The sequence below is a fragment of the Streptomyces sp. JNUCC 64 genome (genome assembly GCF_054484115.1).
This window is the reverse complement of the sequence record NZ_CM137015.1, coordinates 2130595-2150377: the sequence shown is the minus strand read 5'-3', so window position 1 is coordinate 2150377 and position 19783 is coordinate 2130595. Positions and strand designations below refer to the sequence as shown.

Sequence of the window (19783 nt, the reverse complement as noted above, 5' to 3'; positions counted from 1 at the left end):
GGTCGGCTGGAGTGGGTCGGACGGGACAGACGTGGTGGGAGACGAGAAGGCGGCGTCAGTGGAGCAGACTGCCCTGGAGTTCGGCGCGCAGGTCCGGGGTGAGCACCGCACCCGCGCGGTCGACCAGGAGTGCCATCTCGTATCCGACGAGGCCGATGTCGCACTCGGGGTGCGCCAGTACGGCCAGGGAGGAGCCGTCGGAGACCGACATGATGAAGAGGAAGCCGCGTTCCATCTCCACCACGGTCTGCGTCACGGTACCGCCCTCGAAGATCCGGGAGGCTCCGGCGGTCAGCGAGGTCAGTCCGGACGCGACCGCGGCGAGCTGGTCGGCCCGGTCCCGCGGAAACCCTTCGGACATCGCCAGAAGGAGTCCGTCGGCGGAGACCACCACGGTGTGGGACACCCCGGGGGTGTTGTCCACGAAGTTGGTGATCAACCAGTTCAGGTTCTGTGCCGCCTGGCTCATCGCGCTCAACTTAGTGCTCCTGCTGGTGAGTGGGGCGGGGATGACTGCCGGTCGACGGGCCGTTGCCGGCCTGCCGTCCCTGCTGGATGCCCCTACGGAGATTGGTCAGCCGGCCGCGCACGTCGTCGGGGGCGCGCGAGACCTGGGGTTGACCGGGCTGGTGCTGTTGCTGCTGAGCCGTACCCGCGACGAGGTTGGCGCGGGGGACCCGTCGGGGCAGTCCCGAGGTGGTGACGCCGCCCGCGCTGGGCTGGCGCACCCGCTCGGCCTGCCGGACGAGCTCGTCGTTGGGGGAGGTCCGCCAGGAACCCGGGGCGGCGCCCGGCTCCGGGGCGTTCCGTCCGTCCTGGTCCGCGCCGGAACGCTCCTCGGGGAGCGACGGGTGCTCCGGAGCCCCGGAGGCGGGACGCCCGGCGTCGGACGGCTGCCCGTCGGCCCGCTGGCCACGGAACCAGTCCGTCTCCAGGGTGTCGAACAGCGGGGTCCGGCCGTCGCCCGGGCCCGCGGGCGGCAGCGAGTCGCCCTGGGGCCGGACCGGCTGTCCGGCTCCGGGACCCTGGAAGCCCTGCGGCTGCCCGTACGCCGGACGCTCGTACTGACCGGTGGTGTCGGCGGGGGCGGGCCGCTCGTAGGAGCCGGTGTCCTGCCCGGGCCGTTCGTACTGACCGGTGTCGTGGGACGGGCGCTGGTACGGGCCGTCGTCCTGACCCGGCCGCTCGTACTGACCGGTGTCCTGGCCGGGACGCTCGTACTGACCCGTCTCGTGCGCCGGGCGCTCGTACGCCCCGGTCTCGTGGGCGGTGCGGTCGTACGGACCGGTGGTGCCGGTGGGCGCGGGCCGCTCGTAGGAGCCGGTGTCCTGGCCGGGCCGCTGGTACGGGCCGGTGTCGTGGGACGGCCGCTCGTACTGGCCGGTGTCCTGGCCGGAGCCGTCGTACCCGTCGGTCCGCGCGGGGAGTTCGTACGCCCCGGTCTCGGTGACCGGACGCGGGAACTGCCCGGTGTCCGCCGGACCCTGGCCGTAACCGGGGGCGGACCGCCCGCGGTCGTCGTACCCGGTCGGCTGGACCGCCGGGAACTGGCCGGTGTCGGCGGGCCCCTGGGCGCCGCCCTGGTCCGCCGGAGCGCCGAAGACGTCGGAGCGGACGAAGGGACCGTCCTGGCCCTCGCCGGGACGGGTGAACCCGGAGTCCTGACGCGGGGCCTCGCCCCCGGACCGGGGGAACTCCGGCGTGCCGCCGGGGCCCCGGCCGTCGACCGCCGGAAGGGCGGCCGTCCCGCCGGGGCGCTCGTCGAAGCGCGGGTACGACGGAGCCGCACCGGGCTCCTCGTGACCGCGCGGGGTCTCGCCGTGGGTGCCCGCGCCGGGCAGTTCGGCCCGGGGGCCGCCGCGCGCCGGGAGCTGCGGACGAGGGCCGGGCTGGCCCGCCGGTCCCCGCTCGGGGCGTCCCGGACGGGAGTCGGCCGGACCGCCGGAGCGGTGCCCGAACCCGTCGAACGCGTCACCGCCGGAGAAGCCGTCCTGACGGCCGCCGCCGAAGGGCGCGCCCACGGGCGGCTGACCGCCCTGCGGACGGGCACCGGGCCGCCCCGCGCCGGACGGCTGACCGCCCTGGCCGAAGCCACCGGCACCGGGGGCCGGACGGCCCTGCGGGCCACCGGCTCCGCCGCCGGGGCGGGCCGCCCCGGGCAGCGCCGTGCGGGGACCGCCCGGCAGACCCGGGCCGTTCTGGCCGCCGGGCCGGTTCTGGCGCGCGGCCGGGGCGCCGAGCGAGGCCTGCGCGGTGGCGGGACCGCCACCGGGGAAGCCCGCGGGGGCACCTCCGCCGGGCGCGCCGGGACCGCCCGGCTTGCCGACCGGGCCCCGCTTGCCGCCCTGCGCGACGTCGACCGGGAGCATGACCAGCGCGGTCGTGCCACCGGAGTCGGAGGGGCGCAGCTGGATCCGGATGCCGTGCCGCTGGGAGAGCCGGCCGACCACGAACAGACCCATGCGCCGGGAGACCGAGACGTCCACGATGGGCGGCGAGGCGAGCCGCTCGTTGATCGCGGCCAGGTCCTCCGGGGAGAGGCCGATGCCGGTGTCGTGGATCTCGATGAGCACCCGGCCGTCGGGCAGCGCGTGCCCGGTGACCTTGACCTTGGTCTGCGGGGAGGAGAACGAGGTGGCGTTCTCCAGCAGCTCGGCGAGCAGGTGCACGAGGTCGTTGACGACCCGGCCGGCGACCTCGGTGCCGGGCACCGAGGAGAGTTCGATCCGCTCGTACTGCTCCACCTCGGAGGCGGCGGCGCGCAGCACGTCCACCAGCGGGACCGGACGGGTCCAGCGGCGGCCGGGCTCCTCGCCCGCGAGGACGAGGAGGTTCTCGCCGTTACGGCGCATGCGGGTCGCGAGGTGGTCGAGCTTGAAGAGCGAGGAGAGCTGGTCGGGGTCGGCCTCGCGGGACTCCAGCTCGGAGATGAGCGAGAGCTGGCGCTGGATGAGGCCCTGGGACCGGCGCGAGAGGTTGGTGAACATCGCGTTGACGTTGCCCCGCAGCAGGGCCTGCTCGGCGGCGAGGCGGACCGCCTCGCGGTGCACGTCGTCGAAGGCCGCGGCCACCTGGCCGATCTCGTCCCGGGAGTGCACGCCGACCGACTCCACGGAGGTGTCGACGTCCTGCGGGTCGGCCTCGGAGAGCTGCTTGATCAGCTCGGGCAGCCGGTCCTGGGCGACCCGGGTGGCCGTGTCCTGGAGGCGGCGCAGCGAGCGGATCATGGAGCGGGCCACGACGAACGCGCCGACCAGCGAGACGCCGAGGACGAGCAGGATCAGCGCACCGCTGATGATCGCGCCGCGCTCCGACTCGTTGCGCAGTTCGCGGGCCTTCTGCTCCATCTCGTCGAGCAGCGTCCGCTCGATCTTGGCCATCGCGTCGATCTTGGTGTTGCTCTCGTCCAGCCAGTCCTTGTAGGACCGCGGGTCGACCCGGGCCGCGCCGTCCTTGTCCGGGAGGAGGCGGTCGGCGTAGTAGTCGCTCTCCTTGATGCCCGGTTCCTGGCCGTCGATCGGCCGCAGCAGCTCCGCGTTGTTCTGGTAGAGGTGCTCGAAGGAACGCAGCTCGGAGTCCGCCTTGACGCCCAGGTTCAGGGCGTGGCTGCGGTCCAGCTCGGAGATCTTGGGGCGGGACTTCTTGTTGGGCGGCAGCGAGGCGGCGATGATCGCCCGCTGCATCGAGGAGTACTCCTTGGAGGAGGCGAAGGCCGCGAGCGCACGGGTCCGGTGGACCATCTCCGGATTACTGGTGGCCTGCGCCATGTCCTGGGAGAGCGCGAGCAGCTCTTCGACCAGTCCGTTGTACTCGTCGACGGTCGTCGAGTAGGCCTCCGGGTCCTGGAACGCGTTCGCACGGGTCTTGCTCAGGTTCATGAGCTGCCCGGCGATGGCCTGGACGCTGGCGTTGACGCCCTCCAGACCTTCGCGGTCCCCGGCCTCCTCGACGGCCTTGGTCCCCTGGAGGAAGGCGTCGCGGGCCCGGTCGGTACGCGCCCGGGGGCTCTTGATCTCCAGATCGGTGCCCTTGACCCCGTTGGCGAGGGGACCGGCCGTCTGGTCGCGCTCCTTCTGGAGCGCGGTGGCCAGCTGGATGGCCTGCTTGGTGATGTCCGTCAGCAGCCGCATGTTGTCGAGCCGCTGGATGTCGTCCATCGACTGGTTGATCCGCACCGCGCCCAGCGAGGTGGCCGCGACCACCGGGAGGGCGAGCAGCGACACCAGACGGGTCGAGATGCGCCAGTTGCGGAGCGCTATTCGCGATCCGGGACCCACCGGGTCCTTGGCCTTGGGCTTGGGGGCGGGCGGCGGGGTGCCGCCTGGCCCGGGCGGGCCTCCGGACGGGCCCTGGGGGCCGGTCGGGGCGGGCGCCGCGCCATGGGCGTGGGCGCCGTTGTCGCCGTTGCTCACCACGGACACGGGTCCCGGGTTCTGGGCGTGCTGGGGCGAGGAGCCACGGTCGGTCCCGCCGCGCGGTTCCGGCTCGGCCGGACCGCTGTCATCCCTCTTGAAACGTCCCTGCACTAGCGTCGCAACCTCTGGACCAGGCGTCCCCCCGCGATGCGGTGGGACGGTGTCGGCGTCGTTCGGGGGCCGCGGTGTGCTGCCGCCCCCGGGGGGTGGTCGTGGAGTGACCGGCGCCGTCCTCATTCCGCCGCTCACGTCGGCGCTTCCTTGCGCCCCCCGTGCGCCGGTCTGGTTCCCGCGGCGGTCCGTGGAATTCCAGCACAGTGCCGGACCTCCAACAAGAGCGGAGGGGCAGCCGGTGAGCTCGGTGACAGGGCGTGAGTCGCGGGTCACCTGACGTAGAGGCTTATCCGGTGCAGAACGGGCACAAAGGTACGAGTTGCTGAGGGTGTCAGGGTGTCCCAGTCGCCATGATCGGCAGCGGAATGATCGCTTAGGTTGATGAATGTCCGTTTCGCGGGCACCCGGGTGATCTAGGAAATGCCGGAAATTTCTTTCAACTCGTGAGCAAAATCACACCCTTGCCCCCGCGTTGGACGCCCGTCGGCGGGGAATGGCGCGTTTAGCCTGACGCTTTACAACGATTGCACAAATGACAACCCGCGCGCCGGGAGCGCCCCGTGGCGGCGCGGCGGCGTGCCCGAGCCCAGGACGGGTCCGCACCTCAGATGACGACGACGCAGCGCACCACCGCCAACCCCCGCCGGACGACGCTGGCCCACCTCGAGGACGCCACCGGTCTCGCCCCGTTCGAGGCCCGGACGCACTCCGTCGACCTCCCGGCCCAGACGGCCAACCCGCGGCGCACGATCCTCATGGAGATCCCCGCGCCCGCCACCCCCACGCCGTAACCTCCGCCGCCCCCCACCCAGGGGGGCGCACCCGTCCCGGGAGACCGTCCGACGGGGGCGGCCCGGCACCGCCGGAGCGACGCTCGCCGCCCCGCGCCCCACGGCGCCCCGTCCGGCCTTCCCGGCGCCGGGAGCCGCCCGGACCCCCCGGGGAGCCCGCGTTAGCCTGGACCCCCAACCTCCACCAGCGACAAAAGGGGCCCGAGCCACCGTGCGCATCGCCAGGTTCTCCATCGACGGCAACGTGGCCTTCGGAGCGATCGAGGGCGACGCCCCGCCCGGTTCCACCGACGGCCTGGTCGTCAACATCATCAAGGGCATCCCGTTCGCGGACTTCGAGCTGTCGGGCACCCGCGTCCCCCTGGGCCAGGTGCGCCTGCTGCCCCCCGTGCTCCCGAGCAAGGTCATCGGCATCGGCCGCAACTACGCCGAGCACGCCGCCGAACTGGGCAACGAGGTCCCGGCCACCCCGGTCAGCTTCCTCAAGCCGAGCACCTCCGTCATCGGCCACGGCGACTCCGTCGCCTACCCGGCCTTCTCTCAGGAGGTCCACCACGAGGCCGAGCTGGCCGTGGTGATCGGACGGCTCTGCCGGGACGTCCCCCGGGAGCGGGTCAAGGACGTCGTCTTCGGCTTCACCTGCGCCAACGACCTCACCGCCCGTGACGTCCAGCGCGCCGACGACCAGTGGACCCGCGCCAAGGGCTTCGACGGCGCCTGCCCCCTGGGCCCCTGGGTGGAGACCGGGATCGACCTGGCCACCGCCGCGGACCTCACCGTCCAGTGCACCGTCAACGGCCAGCAGCGCCAGCTCGGCTCCACCAAGGACATGGTCAGGTCCATCGAGGACCTGGTCGTCCACCTCACCGAGGCCATGACGCTGCTGCCCGGCGACGTCATCCTCACGGGCACCCCCGCGGGGGTCGGCCCCCTCAACGTCGGCGACGAGGTCGCCGTCACCATCGAAGGCATCGGCACTCTCACCAACAAGGTGATCCAGCGTGGTTAACGGCCCCGTCCGTGTACGTTTCTGTCCCTCGCCGACCGGCAACCCCCATGTGGGCCTGGTCCGCACCGCCCTGTTCAACTGGGCCTACGCCCGGCACCACCAGGGCACCCTCGTCCTGCGCATCGAGGACACGGACGCCGCCCGCGACTCCGAGGAGTCGTACGAGCAGCTCCTCGACTCGCTGCGCTGGCTCGGTCTGGACTGGGACGAGGGCCCCGAGGTCGGCGGCCCGCACGCCCCCTACCGGCAGTCGCAGCGCATGGACGTCTACGCCGACGTCGCCGCGAGGCTGCGCGCGGCGGGCCACGCCTACCCCTGCTACTGCTCCACCGAGGAGCTGGACGCCCGCCGCGAGGCCGCCCGCGCCGCCGGGAAGCCCTCCGGGTACGACGGCCACTGCCGCGACCTCACCGAGGACCGGCGGGCCGCCTACGAGGCCGAGGGCCGTACGCCGATCATCCGCTTCCGGATGCCCGACGAGCCGATCACCTTCACCGACCTGGTCCGCGGCGAACTGACCTTCACCCCGGAGAACGTCCCGGACTACGGCATCGTCCGGGCCAACGGCGCCCCGCTGTACACCCTGGTCAACCCGGTGGACGACGCCCTGATGGGCATCACCCACGTGCTGCGCGGCGAGGACCTGCTCTCCTCCACCCCCCGCCAGATCGCCCTGTACCGGGCGCTGATCGAGCTGGGCGTGGCCGAGGGGGTCCCCGCCTTCGGCCACCTCCCGTACGTGATGGGCGAGGGCAACAAGAAGCTCTCCAAGCGCGACCCGCAGTCCTCGCTGAACCTGTACCGCGAGCGCGGGTTCCTCCCCGAGGGCCTGCTGAACTACCTGTCGCTGCTCGGCTGGTCCCTCTCCGCCGACCGGGACGTGTTCTCGATGGCCGAGATGGTCGCCGCCTTCGACATCGCCGACGTCAACGCCAACCCGGCGCGCTTCGACCTCAAGAAGGCCGAGTCGATCAACGCCGACCACATCCGGCTGCTCGACGGGAAGGCGTTCGCGGAGGCGTGCGAGCCCTGGCTGCGCGCCCCCCACGCGCCCTGGGCGCCGGAGGACTTCGACCCGGCCGCCTGGGAGGCGATCGCGCCCCACGCCCAGACCCGGCTCACCGTCCTCTCGGACATCACCGCCAATGTGGACTTCCTCTTCCTGAAGGAGCCCGTCCAGGACGAGGCGTCCTGGCAGAAGGCCATGAAGGAGGGCTCGGCCGACCTGTTGCGCACCGCCCGCGCCAAGCTCGCCGACGCCGACTGGGACAGCCCCGAGTCGCTCAAGGACGCCGTCCTCGCGGCGGGCGAGGAGCACGGGCTCAAGCTCGGCAAGGCCCAGGCCCCGGTCCGGGTCGCCGTCACCGGCCGCACGGTCGGACTGCCCCTGTTCGAGTCCCTCCAGGTGCTCGGCCGGGAGCGCGCCCTGGCCCGGATCGACGCCGCGCTCCCGAAGCTCGGGGGCTGACGGGGCGGCGCCCCCGTGTGACCCCTCGCGAGGGCCCGTCCAGCGGTGCGTGACCGCCGGACGGGCCCTCGCGCGTCTCCCGCCCTCCCCGGACCCTCCCGGGCCCACGGGCGGGCGTGACGTTCCGCGACCGCCCGTGCGCCGGGTGGTCACCGGCGGGGGCGTTCCCGGACCGGTGCGGCCGGCCGGCCCCGTCGGCCGCGCCCGGTCGGCCGCGAGCCGTCCGGCCCGGCCCGGGCGCTCGGGCGGTCGCGGTGCCCGCCGGACCGCCCGGATCGCCTCGCTCGCCGAACTCCCCGCGCTACCGCCCGGGGATACCCGTTTTGGAGCGCCGTCCACCTTCGGGTAATGTTCTTCCTGCGCCGCCCGAGAGGGCCGAAGAGGCCCGGCGGGAAGCGCAGTACCGAACAAGGTCCCCGGCAGGGGATTGCGTCACGGTGGCCTATGGTGTAATTGGCAGCACGACTGATTCTGGTTCAGTTAGTCTAGGTTCGAGTCCTGGTAGGCCAGCTCGCAGAGCTCATCTGCAAAGCCCCCGTTGTGTAGCGGCCTAGCACGCTGCCCTCTCAAGGCAGTAGCGCCGGTTCGAATCCGGTCGGGGGTACTGATCCATCCCGCGTGTTCATCGGGTAGCTCCCGTGATCGAGCGGTGACATCACCCGGCCCGCATGGGCCGGGTGGGATCGCCAAGGCCCCCGTTGTGTAGCGGCCTAGCACGCCGCCCTCTCAAGGCGGTAGCGCCGGTTCGAATCCGGTCGGGGGTACGCATTCGGTCAACGATTTCCAGACCGACTGTGGCCTATGGTGTAATTGGCAGCACGACTGATTCTGGTTCAGTTAGTTTAGGTTCGAGTCCTGGTAGGCCAGCTCGCGGACCTCATCCGCAAGGCCCCCGTTGTGTAGCGGCCTAGCACGCCGCCCTCTCAAGGCGGTAGCGCCGGTTCGAATCCGGTCGGGGGTACAGCAGGACGGAGGGCTCCACCCGGTGGGTGGGGCCCTCCTTCGTACGCCCCCCGCCATGTGCGGAGGAGGGGGCGAACCCTCCCCGCCTCAGTCGGCCGCCGCGTCGACCGGCCCGCCGGTCGCCGCCCCGGGCTCCGGCGGGGCGAAGCGACGGTGCGACTCCAGGGCGTCGGCCAGCCGCCGCAGGCTCAGCAGCACCGGCTCGTAGAGCACCGTCAGGGCCACCGCCGCCTCCACCTGCTCCTCCGGCGACGGACGGCCCTCCACGTGGTCCAGATCCGTCACCGCCGTCTCCCGCGCCAGCCGCGCGTACGGCGCCAGCCGCCCGGAGTCCCAGGGGTAGCCGAACCGGTCCAGCCGGACCAGCGCCTCCACCAGCATCCGGAACGCGGGCGCCTGCGGGGAGTGCCCGCCCGGCTCCGTGCCCCCCGACGGCCAGCCCATCAGTTCCAGCAGCTCACCGGCCACCCGGTGGGCCTCCGCCGTCACCGCCGGGTCCGCGGAGTCGTCCCCCGTCCCGTGCGGAAGGGAGCACACCGCCGCCCCCAGCCGGTCGTGGTGGTCCAGCGATGGATCGTCCATCGACGCCAGCACCTCGCGCACCCGGGCCACCGGCACCCGGCCCACCTGGATCATCGCCCGGACCAGCCGCAGCCGCCGCAGATGCCCCTCGTCGTAGTCCGCCTGGGTCGCGCTCAGCCGACGGCCGGGCGGCAGCAGTCCCTCCCGCAGGTAGTACTTGATCGTCGCGGTCGGCACCCCGCCGCGCTCGCTCAGCTCCGCCAGCCTCATTCCCCTTGCGCCCCTTCTTGGAGAGTGGCACTATCCAAGTATTAGATAGTTCAGCTATCCAACCACTGTACGGGGGATGCGTCATGGGCGTGGAACTGATCGAGGGGCGGGTCGCGGCGGACGCCGAGGGGGAGGTCGTCGTCTTCCTGATCGGCATGCGGATCAACCGGTGGCGGGCGGTGCGCGATTGGCTGCCCGCGGCGCGGGCGATGCCCGCGATGATCCGGGAACTGGTCGCGGATCCCGCGTCGGGGCTGCTCGGGCACCAGCGCCTGCGCGGCGGGGCGCGGCTGTTCTACCTCGTCCAGTACTGGGAGTCCCGGGAGAAGCTGCTCGGGTACGCCGCCCGGCCGGACGCGCTGCACCGGCCCGCCTGGGCCGCGTTCAACCGCCGGGTGCGGGACGGCCGGGGGAGCGTGGGGGTCTGGCACGAGACGTACGTCGTCCCGGCCGGGGCCCACGAGAGCATCTACGTGGACATGCCCGCCTTCGGGCTGGGAGCGGTCCACGGGACGGTCCCCGTGGAGCGGCGGGGGAACCGGGCCCGTGAGCGGTTCGCCGCCGGGTGACGGCCGTCCACGCGTGACGAAGGGTCCCCTCGGGCGGCGACGCCCGAGGGGACCCTTCGTCACGCGGCGGGGTCTTCAGCCCGTGCGCCGCAGGGCCTCCGAGAGCCGGGCCGCCGCGTCGATGACCGCCTGGGCGTGCATCCGGCCCGGGTGCCGGGTCAGCCGCTCGATCGGACCCGAGACGGAGACGGCGGCGACCACCCGGTTCGACGGGCCGCGCACCGGGGCCGAGACCGAGGCCACGCCCGGCTCCCGCTCCCCGATGGACTGCGCCCAGCCCCGGCGGCGGACGCCGGACAGGGCGGTGGCCGTGAAGCGGGCCCCCTGGAGGCCCCGGTGCAGCCGCTCCGGCTCCTCCCAGGCCATCAGGATCTGCGCGGAGGAGCCCGCCTTCATGGTCAGCGTGGAGCCCACGGGTACCGTGTCCCGCAGGCCGGACAGCCGCTCGGCGGCGGCCACACAGATCCGCATGTCACCCTGGCGCCGGTAGAGCTGCGCGCTCTCGCCCGTCATGTCCCGGAGATGGGTCAGCACCGGCCCCGCCGTGGCCAGCAGCCGGTCCTCGCCCGCGGCGGCGGCCAGCTCGGCCAGACGCGGACCCAGGATGAACCGGCCCTGCATGTCCCGTGCCACCATCCGGTGGTGCTCCAGGGCGACCGCGAGGCGGTGGGCCGTCGGGCGGGCGAGTCCGGTCGCCGCGACCAGCCCGGCGAGGGTGGCCGGACCGGACTCCAGGGCGCTCAGTACCAGAGCGGCCTTGTCGAGTACGCCGACCCCACTAGAGTTGTCCATGCAACGATATTCGCGTCTCACTCTGTGAAACGCAAGTTCAATTCTCCAGGGAACTTGTCACCCTGTACCCACACGCCGCCCGCCGACCGAGCGGGACCGGCGGTCGCTGTCCGGCACGAGGGGTACGGGCGGCGACGCTCACACACCTAGTTGGGTCGGCCAACGACGGACGACCGGAGGGAAAGCGATGGGTAGGACACTCGCGGAAAAGGTCTGGGACGACCACGTCGTCCGGCGCGCCGAGGGCGAGCCCGACCTCCTCTTCATCGATCTGCACCTGCTGCACGAGGTGACCAGCCCGCAGGCGTTCGACGGGCTGCGGCAGAACGGCCGCCCGGTGCGCAGGCTGGACCTCACCATCGCCACCGAGGACCACAACACCCCGACCCTCGACATCGACAAGCCGATCGCGGACCCGGTCTCGCGCGCCCAGCTGGAGACGCTGCGCCGCAACTGCGCCGAGTTCGGGGTGCGCCTGCACCCGCTCGGCGACGTCGAGCAGGGCGTCGTCCACGTGGTCGGCCCGCAGCTGGGGCTGACCCAGCCCGGGATGACCGTGGTCTGCGGCGACTCGCACACCTCCACCCACGGCGCCTTCGGCGGTCTGGCCTTCGGCATCGGCACCTCCCAGGTGGAGCACGTGCTGGCCACCCAGACGCTGCCGATGGCCCGTCCGAAGACCATGGCCATCACGGTCGACGGCGAACTGCCCGAGGGCGTCACCGCGAAGGACCTGATCCTCGCGATCATCGCCCGGATCGGCACCGGCGGCGGCCAGGGCTACGTCCTGGAGTACCGTGGCGCGGCCATCGAGAAGCTCTCGATGGAGGCCCGGATGACCATCTGCAACATGTCCATCGAGGCCGGCGCCCGCGCGGGCATGATCGCCCCCGACGAGACCACCTTCGCCTATCTGAAGGGCCGCCCGCACGCCCCCGAGGGCGAGGACTGGGACGCCGCCCTCGCGTACTGGCGCACCCTGCGCACCGACGACGACGCCGTCTTCGACGCCGAGGTGGTCATCGACGCCGACGCGCTGTCGCCGTTCGTCACCTGGGGCACCAACCCGGGCCAGGGCGCCCCGCTGTCCGCGAGCGTCCCCGACCCGGCTTCGTACGAGGACGCTTCGGAGCGGCTCGCCGCGGAAAAGGCCCTGGAGTACATGGGGTTGACCGCGGGCCAGCCGCTGCGCGACATCCAGGTGGACACCGTCTTCGTAGGTTCCTGCACCAACGGCCGCATCGAGGACCTGCGGGCCGCCGCCGCCATCGTCCAGGGCCGCAAAGTCGCCGACGGCGTACGGATGCTGGTCGTCCCCGGTTCGGTGCGGGTCGGACTCCAGGCCGTGGACGAGGGCCTGGACAAGGTCTTCAAGGACGCCGGGGCCGAATGGCGGCACGCGGGCTGCTCCATGTGTCTGGGCATGAACCCCGACCAGCTCGCCCCCGGCGAGCGCTCCGCCTCCACCTCCAACCGCAACTTCGAGGGGCGGCAGGGCAAGGGCGGCCGCACCCACCTGGTGTCCCCGCAGGTCGCCGCCGCCACCGCGGTGCTCGGCCACCTGGCCTCCCCGGCCGACCTGGCCGGAGCCGACGTCGCCACCCCCGCAGGAGTCTGAGAGCCATGGAAGCCTTCACCACCCACACCGGCCGGGCCGTCCCGCTGCGCCGCAGCAACGTCGACACCGACCAGATCATCCCCGCCCACTGGCTGAAGAAGGTCACCCGCGACGGTTTCGAGGACGGGCTCTTCGAGGCGTGGCGCAAGGACCCCGAGTTCGTCCTCAACCGTCCCGAGCGGGCGGGTGCCACCGTGCTGGTCGCGGGCCCCGACTTCGGCACCGGCTCCTCCCGTGAGCACGCCGTCTGGGCCCTCCAGAACTACGGCTTCAAAACGGTCGTCTCGTCCCGCTTCGCCGACATCTTCCGGGGCAACTCGCTGAAGAACGGCCTGCTCACCGTGGTGCTCGACCAGAAGGTCGTGGACGAGCTGTGGGCCCTGACCGAGGCCGACCCGCAGGCCGAGATCACGGTGGACCTCCAGGCCCGCGAGGTGCGCGCCGAGGGCGTCACCGCCTCCTTCGAGCTGGACGAGAACTCCCGCTGGCGGCTGCTGAACGGGCTCGACGACATCAGCATCACCCTGACGAACGAGGCCGACATCGCCGCCTACGAGGCGCGGCGTCCCTCGTACAAGCCGCGCACGCTCGCGGTCTGACCCCTCGGGGGAGCCTCCACGGCTCCCCGGGGCGCTCCCCGCGCCCCCTCGGAGCACTCGATGTACCCCCATCCGTCCCACGGTTGGGGGTACATCCGTGTGCGCTTCCGCAGCCCGTCCGCGGGGCCTCCGCCGGACCCGGCGCGGACCGTCAACTCCCCGCCGTCCAGGGCCACAAGAGGCCGAAAGACGCCTTGTGGAACAGCCCTCGGGGATACTGGGAAACGGCCCCGGAGCCGGGTAGTTACCCCCTGGGCGGGCGACAACTCGCCCTAGATGGCACAATCGGTGCATGGATCGCGATGACCAACTCCAGCTCTACGGGGTCGTCGCGGACCGGTTGAAGGAGGCGCACGCCAAGGTGCGCGCACTGCAAGTCCCGGAGGGCGTACGGATGGCGCTGACCCGGAAGCTGCTGGTCATTACGGCCGCGGCCAAGCACGATCTCGCCGATGCGGCAAGGCGTCTGGAGCGATTGAGTGTGGACCTCGACGAGGGTCGTTTCCCTGAAGGCGACTGAGTGGCACCGGCATCGGGCCGTGCCGCGGGCCGACCGCGCGGGCAGCGGTCGAGTTCATTGCGGCACAAGGGTGATTAGCCCGTTTCGTGTTTGATTTGCGGTATATATCTGCCTAACGTGCGAAAAAGCTTGAACGGATACGTTCGGGCAATGTTTCCGAAGGGGAAGACGTGAACAAGGCGCAGCTCGTAGAAGCCATTGCCGACAAGCTCGGCGGGCGTCAGCAGGCCGCTGACGCCGTGGACGCCGTACTGGACGCCATCGTGCGCGCGGTCGTTGCGGGGGACCGGGTTTCGGTCACCGGCTTCGGCTCGTTCGAGAAGGTCGAGCGGCCGGCCCGCTACGCCCGCAACCCGCAGACCGGGGAGCGGGTCCGGGTCAAGAAGACCTCCGTGCCCCGCTTCCGCGCGGGTCAGGGCTTCAAGGACCTGGTGAGCGGCTCGAAGAAGCTCCCCAAGGGTGGCGAGGTCTCCGTCAAGAAGGCCCCCAAGGGCAGCCTGACCGGGGGTACCAAGACCACCGCCAAGGCCGCCGCGAAGAAGGCCACGGCCAAGAAGACGACGGCCCGCAAGACCACGGCCACCGCGGCGAAGAAGACCACGGCCGCCAAGAAGGCCACCACCAAGGCCGCCGCGAAGAAGACGACGACGGCGAAGAAGGCGGCGCCCGCGAAGAAGGCCACCACGGCGAAGACCACGGCGGCCAAGAAGACCACGGCCGCCGCGAAGAAGACGACCGCGGCGAAGAAGACCGCCCCGGCGAAGAAGACCACCGCCAAGAAGGCCCCGGCCAAGAAGTCGACCGCGCGCAAGACCACCGCGAAGAAGACCACCGCCCGCAAGCGGTAGCCACCGGACCGCCACGGTCATCCACGCGCCGGGCCGGACTCCCTCCGGGGAGCCCGGCCCGCGGGCTGTCCGGAGCCCCGGGCCGTCCGGGACGTCCGGGACGGCCGGGACGGCCGAGCCGGTCGAGGCGACCGGGGCGAGGGGGCGGCCGGGGCGAGCCTGGGAGGCGCGTTCGGGCAGACGCGTCCCGGACCGGCGCGGACGGGGCGTGGGCGGCCCTGGAGGGGCCGGAGGGACCCGCGAGCCCGCAGAGCCCGCAGGCCGCGAAGCCCGCGCGGCCGGAGTCCGGAAGCCCCGGCGCCCGTCTCCGGGACGGGAGGGGGCTAGAACGTCTGGAGGGTCACCAGGGTGACCTCGCGGGAGGCGCCCTCGCCGGTGACCTCGATCCGCACCCGCTGCCCCGGCCGGAGCAGCAGCAGCCCGCCCGCGTCGAACGCCCCGGCGCCGAACGGGACCGGGGTCCCGTCGTCCAGCAGGACGCTGCCGCTGCGGGTGTCCGGGTCGTACGTGTACGCGGTGGCTTGCATGAGGGCAGCCTAACGCCGTGGGCCCGGCAGCGGACCCGGCCCCCGGGGCCCCGCCGGATCGCCCGGGACGGGCGCCGGGGACCCCGTGGGCGGCGAGGGCACCGCCCGCAGGGTGTACGGGCCCACCCCCAGCGCCAGCGCGGCGCGCAGATCGGGCCCGGTGTCCACGTCCCGGCGCACCGAGTCGGTGTCCGCCAGCAGCAGTTCCACCGCCCCCGAGGCCCGGTGCCGGTCCCGGGACGTGCCGCCGAAGAGCGGACGCAATTCCGTGCCGGGCGACGCGGTCAGCAGGGTGGTCCCGATTCCCGAGGAGTCCGGGAGGAATGCGCGGGGGAATTGCGCGGCCCGGTCGAGGACCCGGGTCAATTCCCCCGGGCGCAATGCGGGGAGATCGGCGTTCAGCGTGGCCACCGGGGCGCCGGGCCGTTCCCGCCGTACGGCCGCCGCCCCGTGCGCGAGCGCCGCGTTCAGCCCGCCGTGGCGGGGGTCGGGAAGGGTTTCCGCGCCGAGGACCGCCAGTTCCCGGGCGGCCAGCGGATCGTCCGTGACGACCACCACATCCCGGACCGCCCGGCTGGTCAGCGCCGCGGCCACGGTGTCCTGGGCGAAGGCCAGGACCAGCGCGGGCCGGATCGCGTCCGGCACGGCGTCCGAGAGTCTGCTCTTGGCGCGGGCCAAGGGTTTCAGCGGGATGACCAGGGTCCATCGCACACGTGCTCCGTCGCCACACATCGCGTCCATTGTCCCCCGCGTCCCGGCCGCCCCGGACGCGAGGGCGCTCCCTCACCCGTGTGTGCGGGCGGGGCCCGTCGTACCCCGGGCGTACCGTGTCCTCGACACAGCGGCGCCCCGGAGCCACACTTGGGCCCCTGACCTGGCCGGGCCCGGGCCGGGGCGGGTGCCGTCAAGGACGACGGCGGCCGCCCGGGGACGGCGCGGCCACCGCCTCCGCCGGGTCCCTGCCGGCCCCGCGCGGGCGGGACACGGCGGGGCCGGGCAGGACGAGCGGTAACGAGCAAGACGCGATACGACGGAACGGGACGGACGCGGCGAACGCGGCCGGACCGCCCCGCGAGAGCTACGGGAACTACAGGAAGGTGTTCGAGTGTCCCGCCGAAAAGTCGGCTTCTGGTACCGCCTCGCGGCGGTCCTGTGCAAACCGCCGCTGGTGGTGCTGTTCAAGCGGGACTGGCGAGGAATGGAGAACATTCCGGCAACCGGCGGATTCATCACCGTGGTGAACCACAATTCCCATGTGGACCCGCTCGCCTACGCCCACTTCCAGTACGACACCGGCCGCGTCCCGCGTTTCCTCGCCAAGCACGGGCTGTTCCGCAAGGGGTTCGTCGGGGCCGCGATGCGCGGCACCGGACAGATCCCCGTCTACCGCGAGAGCGCCGACGCGCTGAGCGCGTTCCGGGCGGCGATCGACGCCGTCGAACGGGGCGAGTGCGTGGCCTTCTACCCGGAGGGCACCATCACCCGGGACCCCGACCAATGGCCCATGACCGGCAAGACGGGGGCCGCCCGGGTCGCCCTGACCACCCGCTGCCCCGTGATCCCGGTCGCCCAGTGGGGCGCCAACCTGCTGCTGCCCCCGTACGCCAGCAGGCCCCGCCCGTGGCCCCGCAAGACCCACCGGGTGCTCGCCGGACCGCCGGTGGACCTCTCCGCGTACTACGACCGGGAGCCCACCCCGGAACTGCTCAAGGAGGTGACCGCGGTCATCATGGCCGCGATCACCGCCCAGCTGGAGGTGCTGCGCGGCCGGAAGGCCCCCGCCACCCCCTACGATCCGCGTCAGGCGCGCGTCCAGCAGCGTCTGACGTCCGAGTCCGAACGGGCTGTCGCCCGGCGGACCGGACCGGCCGGACCGGCCGCACCGCACCACGACGACCCGGAGGACGGCACGTGACCAGCACCGTGAAGGCGGCCGTCTTCGGCACCGGTTCCTGGGGCACGGCCTTCGGGATGGTCCTCGCGGACGCGGGCTGCGAGGTCACCCTGTGGGGCCGCCGCCCCGAACTCGCCGAAGCCGTCAACTCCACCCGCGTCAACCCGGACTACCTCCCCGGGGTCCAACTGCCCGACGGACTGCGGGCCACCACCGACCCCGCCGAGGCCGCCCGCGACGCGGACTTCACCGTCCTCGCCGTCCCCTCCCAGACCCTGCGCGGCAATCTGGCCTCCTGGGTGCCGCTGCTCGCGCCCGGCACGGTCCTGGTCTCCCTGATGAAGGGCGTCGAACTGGGCTCCGCGATGCGGATGAGCGAGGTCGTCGAGGACGTGGCGAAGGTCGGCGCCGAGCGGGTCGCCGTCGTCACCGGGCCCAACCTGGCCCGGGAGATCGCGGCCCGGATGCCCGCCGCCGCCGTCGTCGCCTGCGCCGACGAGGGCGTCGCCCGACGGCTCCAGACGGCCTGCCACACCGCGTACTTCCGCCCGTACACCAACACCGACGTGGTCGGCTGCGAACTGGGCGGGGCGGTCAAGAACGTCATCGGACTGGCGGTCGGCATCGCGGACGGCATGGGCCTCGGCGACAACGCCAAGGGCTCGCTGATCACCCGGGGGCTCGCCGAGACCACCCGGCTCGGCCTCGCGATGGGCGCCGACCCGCTGACGTTCTCCGGACTCGCCGGTCTCGGGGACCTGGTCGCCACCTGCTCCTCGCCGCTCTCCCGCAACCACACCTTCGGCACCAACCTCGGCAAGGGCATGACGCTCCAGGAGACCATCGCGGTCACCCGGCAGACCGCCGAGGGCGTCAAGTCCTGCGAGTCGGTGCTGGATCTGGCCCGCAGGCACGGCGTCGACATGCCCATCACCGAGACGGTCGTCGGCATCGTCCACGAGGGCAAGCCGCCGGTGGTCGCGCTGAAGGAGCTGATGTCCCGCAGCGCCAAGCCCGAACGGCGCTGACGCCGGGCGCCGGACGGCGCCCGGCGCCCGTCCGGCACCCGCCCTCACCCGGGTGCCGGACGTCCACCCTGCCGCGGGCGCTGACCCACGGCGGGGCAGCGGGTACGCTCGACCCGTTATGAGCAGCGAGACCTCACCCCAGAGCCACAGGCTCCGCAAGCCGCGCGTGGCCGTCGTGTTCGGCGGCCGCAGTTCCGAGCACGGCATCTCCGTCGTCACGGCGGGCGCCGTCATGCGCGCCATGGACCGCGACGTCTACGACGTGCTGCCCATCGGCATCACCCAGGACGGGCGCTGGGCGCTCACCGCCGACGACCCGGAACGGATGGCGATCAGCGACCGCCGGGTCCCGAACGTCGACGAACTGACCGATTCCCCGGAGGGTTCCGTGACCCTCTCGGTGGACCCGTCCAGCCGCGAGGTCGTCTACCAGGAGCCCGGCGCCGTGCCGAAGGTCCTCGGCGACGTCGACGTGGTCTTCCCCGTGCTGCACGGCCCCTACGGCGAGGACGGCACCCTCCAGGGACTGCTGGAGCTGTCCGGGACGCCGTACGTGGGCTCCGGTGTGCTCGCCTCGGCCGTCGGCCAGGACAAGGAGTACATGAAGCGCGTCTTCGTCTCCTTCGGTCTGGCGGTCGGCCCCTATCTGGTGGTCCGGCCGCGCGAGTGGGAGAGCGACGAGGCGGGCGCCCGGCGGCGGATCGCGGAGTTCGCCGGGGAGCACGGCTGGCCGCTGTTCATCAAGCCCGCCCGCGCGGGCTCCTCGATGGGCATCACCAAGGTGGACTCCTTCGAGGGCCTCGACGAGGCGATCGAGGAGGCCCGGCGCCACGACCCCAAGTTCCTCGTCGAGTCGCTGCTGCGCGGCCGGGAGATCGAGTGCGGGGTGCTGGAGTTCGAGGACGGTCCGCGGGCGAGCGTGCCCGCCGAGATCCCGCCCGTCCAGTCCCACGACTTCTACGACTTCGAGGCGAAGTACATCGACTCCGCCGCCGGGATCGTGCCCGCCCCGCTCACCGGGGAGCAGACGGCCGAGATCCAGCGGCTGGCCGTCGCCGCGTTCGAGGCGGCCGGGTGCGAGGGGCTGGTCCGCGCGGACTTCTTCCTCACCGAGGACGGCACGTTCGTGATCAACGAGATCAACACGATGCCGGGCTTCACCCCCATCTCCATGTACCCCCGGATGTGGGAGGCCAGCGGCGTCCCCTACCCGGAGCTGGTGGACCGGCTGGTGCGGGCCGCGCTGCGGCGGCCGACCGGACTGCGCTAGCGGAACGCTCCCGTCCTCCCCGGGAACCGGCCGACCGGGCCCGGGGGAGGGCGGCCCGGGCGGCGGACCCGCCGGTTCAGTCCGCGATGCCCTTGGGCACGGTCGCCAGCACGGCCGGGGCGAGGTCGGTGAGCGGGCCCATCCCACGGTCCTTCCGGGCCTTCGGCAGGGTCACCTCGACGTAGGCCAGACGCAGCGCCGTGGTGAAGCGGAACGACCCGTCGTCCCGCTTCTCCAGCAGCCAGCCCACCCCGTCCACCTCGACGCCGTCCGCCTTCGGATCGGCCATCCGGGCGGGCCGGGGCACCCCGCAGCGCAGTATGATCGCCGGATCGCCCCAGGCCGCGGTCAGCTCGGACGCGGGCGCCGGGTCGGCCCGGTCGAGTCCGTCCACCCGCTTCGGCAGTTCCCCGTCCAGGTCCCGGCAGAGCCGGTCGGCCTCCGGCGCGGGGGAGGGGACCGCAGCCGTCACCGGCCCGCCCGCCGGGGAACAGCCGACGACGGCGCAGAGCAGGGCGAGGGCGGACGGCCCGAACAGACGGGACCGGCGACGCGGAGAGTTCACC

Annotated in this window: 18 protein-coding genes and 5 tRNA genes; 16 read left to right on the top strand and 7 right to left on the bottom strand. The window is 72.9% G+C overall.

Annotation, left to right across the window (positions count from 1 at the left end):
- Window positions 1-55: 55 nt before the first annotated feature.
- Window positions 56-469, bottom strand: coding sequence for a roadblock/LC7 domain-containing protein (locus ACVWNX_RS08395; protein ID WP_030787430.1), 414 nt, complete (start codon window positions 467-469; stop codon window positions 56-58).
- A 10-nt stretch (window positions 470-479) separates the two neighbouring features.
- Window positions 480-4526, bottom strand: coding sequence for a sensor histidine kinase (locus ACVWNX_RS08390; RefSeq protein ID WP_454413253.1), 4047 nt, complete (start codon window positions 4524-4526; stop codon window positions 480-482).
- A gap of 611 nt (window positions 4527-5137) precedes the next feature.
- Between ACVWNX_RS08390 and ACVWNX_RS08385 the strand changes: the two genes are divergently transcribed.
- From ACVWNX_RS08385 to ACVWNX_RS08350, 8 genes are all read left to right on the top strand, one after another.
- A complete protein-coding gene (locus ACVWNX_RS08385; protein WP_454413252.1) occupies window positions 5138-5320 on the top strand; it encodes a hypothetical protein in 183 nt (60 codons plus the stop codon).
- Window positions 5321-5531: 211 nt separating this feature from the next.
- The gene (locus tag ACVWNX_RS08380; RefSeq protein ID WP_454413251.1) at window positions 5532-6329 is read left to right on the top strand and encodes a fumarylacetoacetate hydrolase family protein; all 798 of its coding nucleotides are present in this window, start codon (window positions 5532-5534) and stop codon (window positions 6327-6329) included.
- Window positions 6322-7797, top strand: a complete 1476-nt coding sequence (gltX, locus tag ACVWNX_RS08375) for a glutamate--tRNA ligase (RefSeq protein WP_454413250.1) — start codon at window positions 6322-6324, stop codon at window positions 7795-7797. Before ACVWNX_RS08380 ends, gltX begins: the two co-directional genes overlap by 8 nt.
- A 438-nt stretch (window positions 7798-8235) precedes the next feature.
- Window positions 8236-8307 (top strand) — tRNA-Gln (locus tag ACVWNX_RS08370).
- Between the two features lie 21 nt (window positions 8308-8328).
- Window positions 8329-8401 (top strand) — tRNA-Glu (locus ACVWNX_RS08365).
- Window positions 8402-8488: 87 nt separating this feature from the next.
- Window positions 8489-8561 (top strand) — tRNA-Glu (locus tag ACVWNX_RS08360).
- Window positions 8562-8592: 31 nt separating this feature from the next.
- Window positions 8593-8664: transfer RNA gene (locus tag ACVWNX_RS08355), tRNA-Gln, on the top strand.
- Between the two features lie 21 nt (window positions 8665-8685).
- A tRNA-Glu gene (locus tag ACVWNX_RS08350) sits at window positions 8686-8758 on the top strand.
- An 89-nt stretch (window positions 8759-8847) separates the two neighbouring features.
- Here ACVWNX_RS08350 and ACVWNX_RS08345 read toward each other — a convergent pair.
- Window positions 8848-9552: a MerR family transcriptional regulator gene (locus tag ACVWNX_RS08345; protein ID WP_454413249.1), complete on the bottom strand. Its 705-nt coding sequence runs from the start codon at window positions 9550-9552 to the stop codon at window positions 8848-8850.
- 83 nt (window positions 9553-9635) lie between these two features.
- On the opposite strand from ACVWNX_RS08345, the gene ACVWNX_RS08340 reads away from it, so the two are divergent.
- Complete coding sequence (locus ACVWNX_RS08340; RefSeq protein ID WP_454413248.1) at window positions 9636-10121, top strand: DUF4188 domain-containing protein; 486 nt, start codon at window positions 9636-9638, stop codon at window positions 10119-10121.
- Between the two features lie 75 nt (window positions 10122-10196).
- On the opposite strand, the gene ndgR is transcribed toward ACVWNX_RS08340, so the two are convergent.
- Window positions 10197-10913 carry an IclR family transcriptional regulator NdgR gene (gene ndgR, locus ACVWNX_RS08335; protein WP_352341376.1) on the bottom strand — a complete coding sequence of 239 codons (717 nt, stop codon included), beginning with the start codon at window positions 10911-10913 and terminating at the stop codon, window positions 10197-10199.
- Between the two features lie 187 nt (window positions 10914-11100).
- On the opposite strand from ndgR, the gene leuC reads away from it, so the two are divergent.
- From leuC to ACVWNX_RS08315, 4 genes are all read left to right on the top strand, one after another.
- A complete protein-coding gene (leuC, locus tag ACVWNX_RS08330) occupies window positions 11101-12531 on the top strand; it encodes a 3-isopropylmalate dehydratase large subunit (protein WP_454413247.1) in 1431 nt (476 codons plus the stop codon).
- Window positions 12532-12536: 5 nt separating this feature from the next.
- Window positions 12537-13130 carry a 3-isopropylmalate dehydratase small subunit gene (leuD, locus tag ACVWNX_RS08325; RefSeq protein WP_454413246.1) on the top strand — a complete coding sequence of 198 codons (594 nt, stop codon included), beginning with the start codon at window positions 12537-12539 and terminating at the stop codon, window positions 13128-13130.
- 292 nt (window positions 13131-13422) lie between these two features.
- Complete coding sequence (locus tag ACVWNX_RS08320; RefSeq protein ID WP_454413245.1) at window positions 13423-13650, top strand: SCO5555 family protein; 228 nt, start codon at window positions 13423-13425, stop codon at window positions 13648-13650.
- Window positions 13651-13820: 170 nt separating this feature from the next.
- On the top strand, window positions 13821-14498 hold the full coding sequence (locus ACVWNX_RS08315; protein ID WP_454413244.1) for an HU family DNA-binding protein: 678 nt from the start codon (window positions 13821-13823) through the stop codon (window positions 14496-14498).
- A 323-nt stretch (window positions 14499-14821) separates the two neighbouring features.
- Here ACVWNX_RS08315 and ACVWNX_RS08310 read toward each other — a convergent pair whose 3' ends face one another.
- Together ACVWNX_RS08310 and cofC are read right to left on the bottom strand one after the other, a co-directional pair.
- On the bottom strand, window positions 14822-15025 hold the full coding sequence (locus ACVWNX_RS08310; RefSeq protein WP_454413243.1) for a hypothetical protein: 204 nt from the start codon (window positions 15023-15025) through the stop codon (window positions 14822-14824).
- 9 nt (window positions 15026-15034) lie between these two features.
- Window positions 15035-15736 carry a 2-phospho-L-lactate guanylyltransferase gene (cofC, locus tag ACVWNX_RS08305; protein WP_454413242.1) on the bottom strand — a complete coding sequence of 234 codons (702 nt, stop codon included), beginning with the start codon at window positions 15734-15736 and terminating at the stop codon, window positions 15035-15037.
- Between the two features lie 394 nt (window positions 15737-16130).
- On the opposite strand from cofC, the gene ACVWNX_RS08300 reads away from it, so the two are divergent.
- From ACVWNX_RS08300 to ACVWNX_RS08290, 3 genes are all read left to right on the top strand, one after another.
- A complete protein-coding gene (locus ACVWNX_RS08300; RefSeq protein WP_454413241.1) occupies window positions 16131-16940 on the top strand; it encodes a lysophospholipid acyltransferase family protein in 810 nt (269 codons plus the stop codon).
- Complete coding sequence (locus tag ACVWNX_RS08295; RefSeq protein WP_454413240.1) at window positions 16937-17947, top strand: NAD(P)H-dependent glycerol-3-phosphate dehydrogenase; 1011 nt, start codon at window positions 16937-16939, stop codon at window positions 17945-17947. The genes ACVWNX_RS08300 and ACVWNX_RS08295 overlap by 4 nt, the downstream gene beginning before the upstream one ends.
- Before the next feature lie 118 nt (window positions 17948-18065).
- Window positions 18066-19217, top strand: coding sequence for a D-alanine--D-alanine ligase family protein (locus ACVWNX_RS08290; protein WP_454413239.1), 1152 nt, complete (start codon window positions 18066-18068; stop codon window positions 19215-19217).
- 76 nt (window positions 19218-19293) lie between these two features.
- Here the strand turns inward: ACVWNX_RS08290 and ACVWNX_RS08285 are convergent, their stop codons facing one another.
- Entirely contained in the window at window positions 19294-19782 is a 489-nt protein-coding gene (locus ACVWNX_RS08285) for a DUF3515 domain-containing protein (protein WP_454413238.1), read from the bottom strand.
- Window position 19783 lies beyond the last annotated feature (1 nt).

Bases quoted from the DNA above. Each gene is read 5' to 3' on its own strand.
- ACVWNX_RS08395 (WP_030787430.1), bottom strand. From the start codon at position 469: ATGAGCCAGGCGGCACAGAACCTGAACTGGTTGATCACCAACTTCGTG.
- ACVWNX_RS08385 (WP_454413252.1), top strand. From the start codon at position 5,138: ATGACGACGACGCAGCGCACCACCGCCAACCCCCGCCGGACGACGCTG.
- ACVWNX_RS08345 (WP_454413249.1), bottom strand. From the start codon at position 9,552: ATGAGGCTGGCGGAGCTGAGCGAGCGCGGCGGGGTGCCGACCGCGACG.
- ACVWNX_RS08340 (WP_454413248.1), top strand. From the start codon at position 9,636: ATGGGCGTGGAACTGATCGAGGGGCGGGTCGCGGCGGACGCCGAGGGG.
- ndgR (WP_352341376.1), bottom strand. From the start codon at position 10,913: ATGGACAACTCTAGTGGGGTCGGCGTACTCGACAAGGCCGCTCTGGTA.
- leuC (WP_454413247.1), top strand. From the start codon at position 11,101: ATGGGTAGGACACTCGCGGAAAAGGTCTGGGACGACCACGTCGTCCGG.
- leuD (WP_454413246.1), top strand. From the start codon at position 12,537: ATGGAAGCCTTCACCACCCACACCGGCCGGGCCGTCCCGCTGCGCCGC.
- ACVWNX_RS08320 (WP_454413245.1), top strand. From the start codon at position 13,423: ATGGATCGCGATGACCAACTCCAGCTCTACGGGGTCGTCGCGGACCGG.
- ACVWNX_RS08310 (WP_454413243.1), bottom strand. From the start codon at position 15,025: ATGCAAGCCACCGCGTACACGTACGACCCGGACACCCGCAGCGGCAGC.
- ACVWNX_RS08290 (WP_454413239.1), top strand. From the start codon at position 18,066: ATGAGCAGCGAGACCTCACCCCAGAGCCACAGGCTCCGCAAGCCGCGC.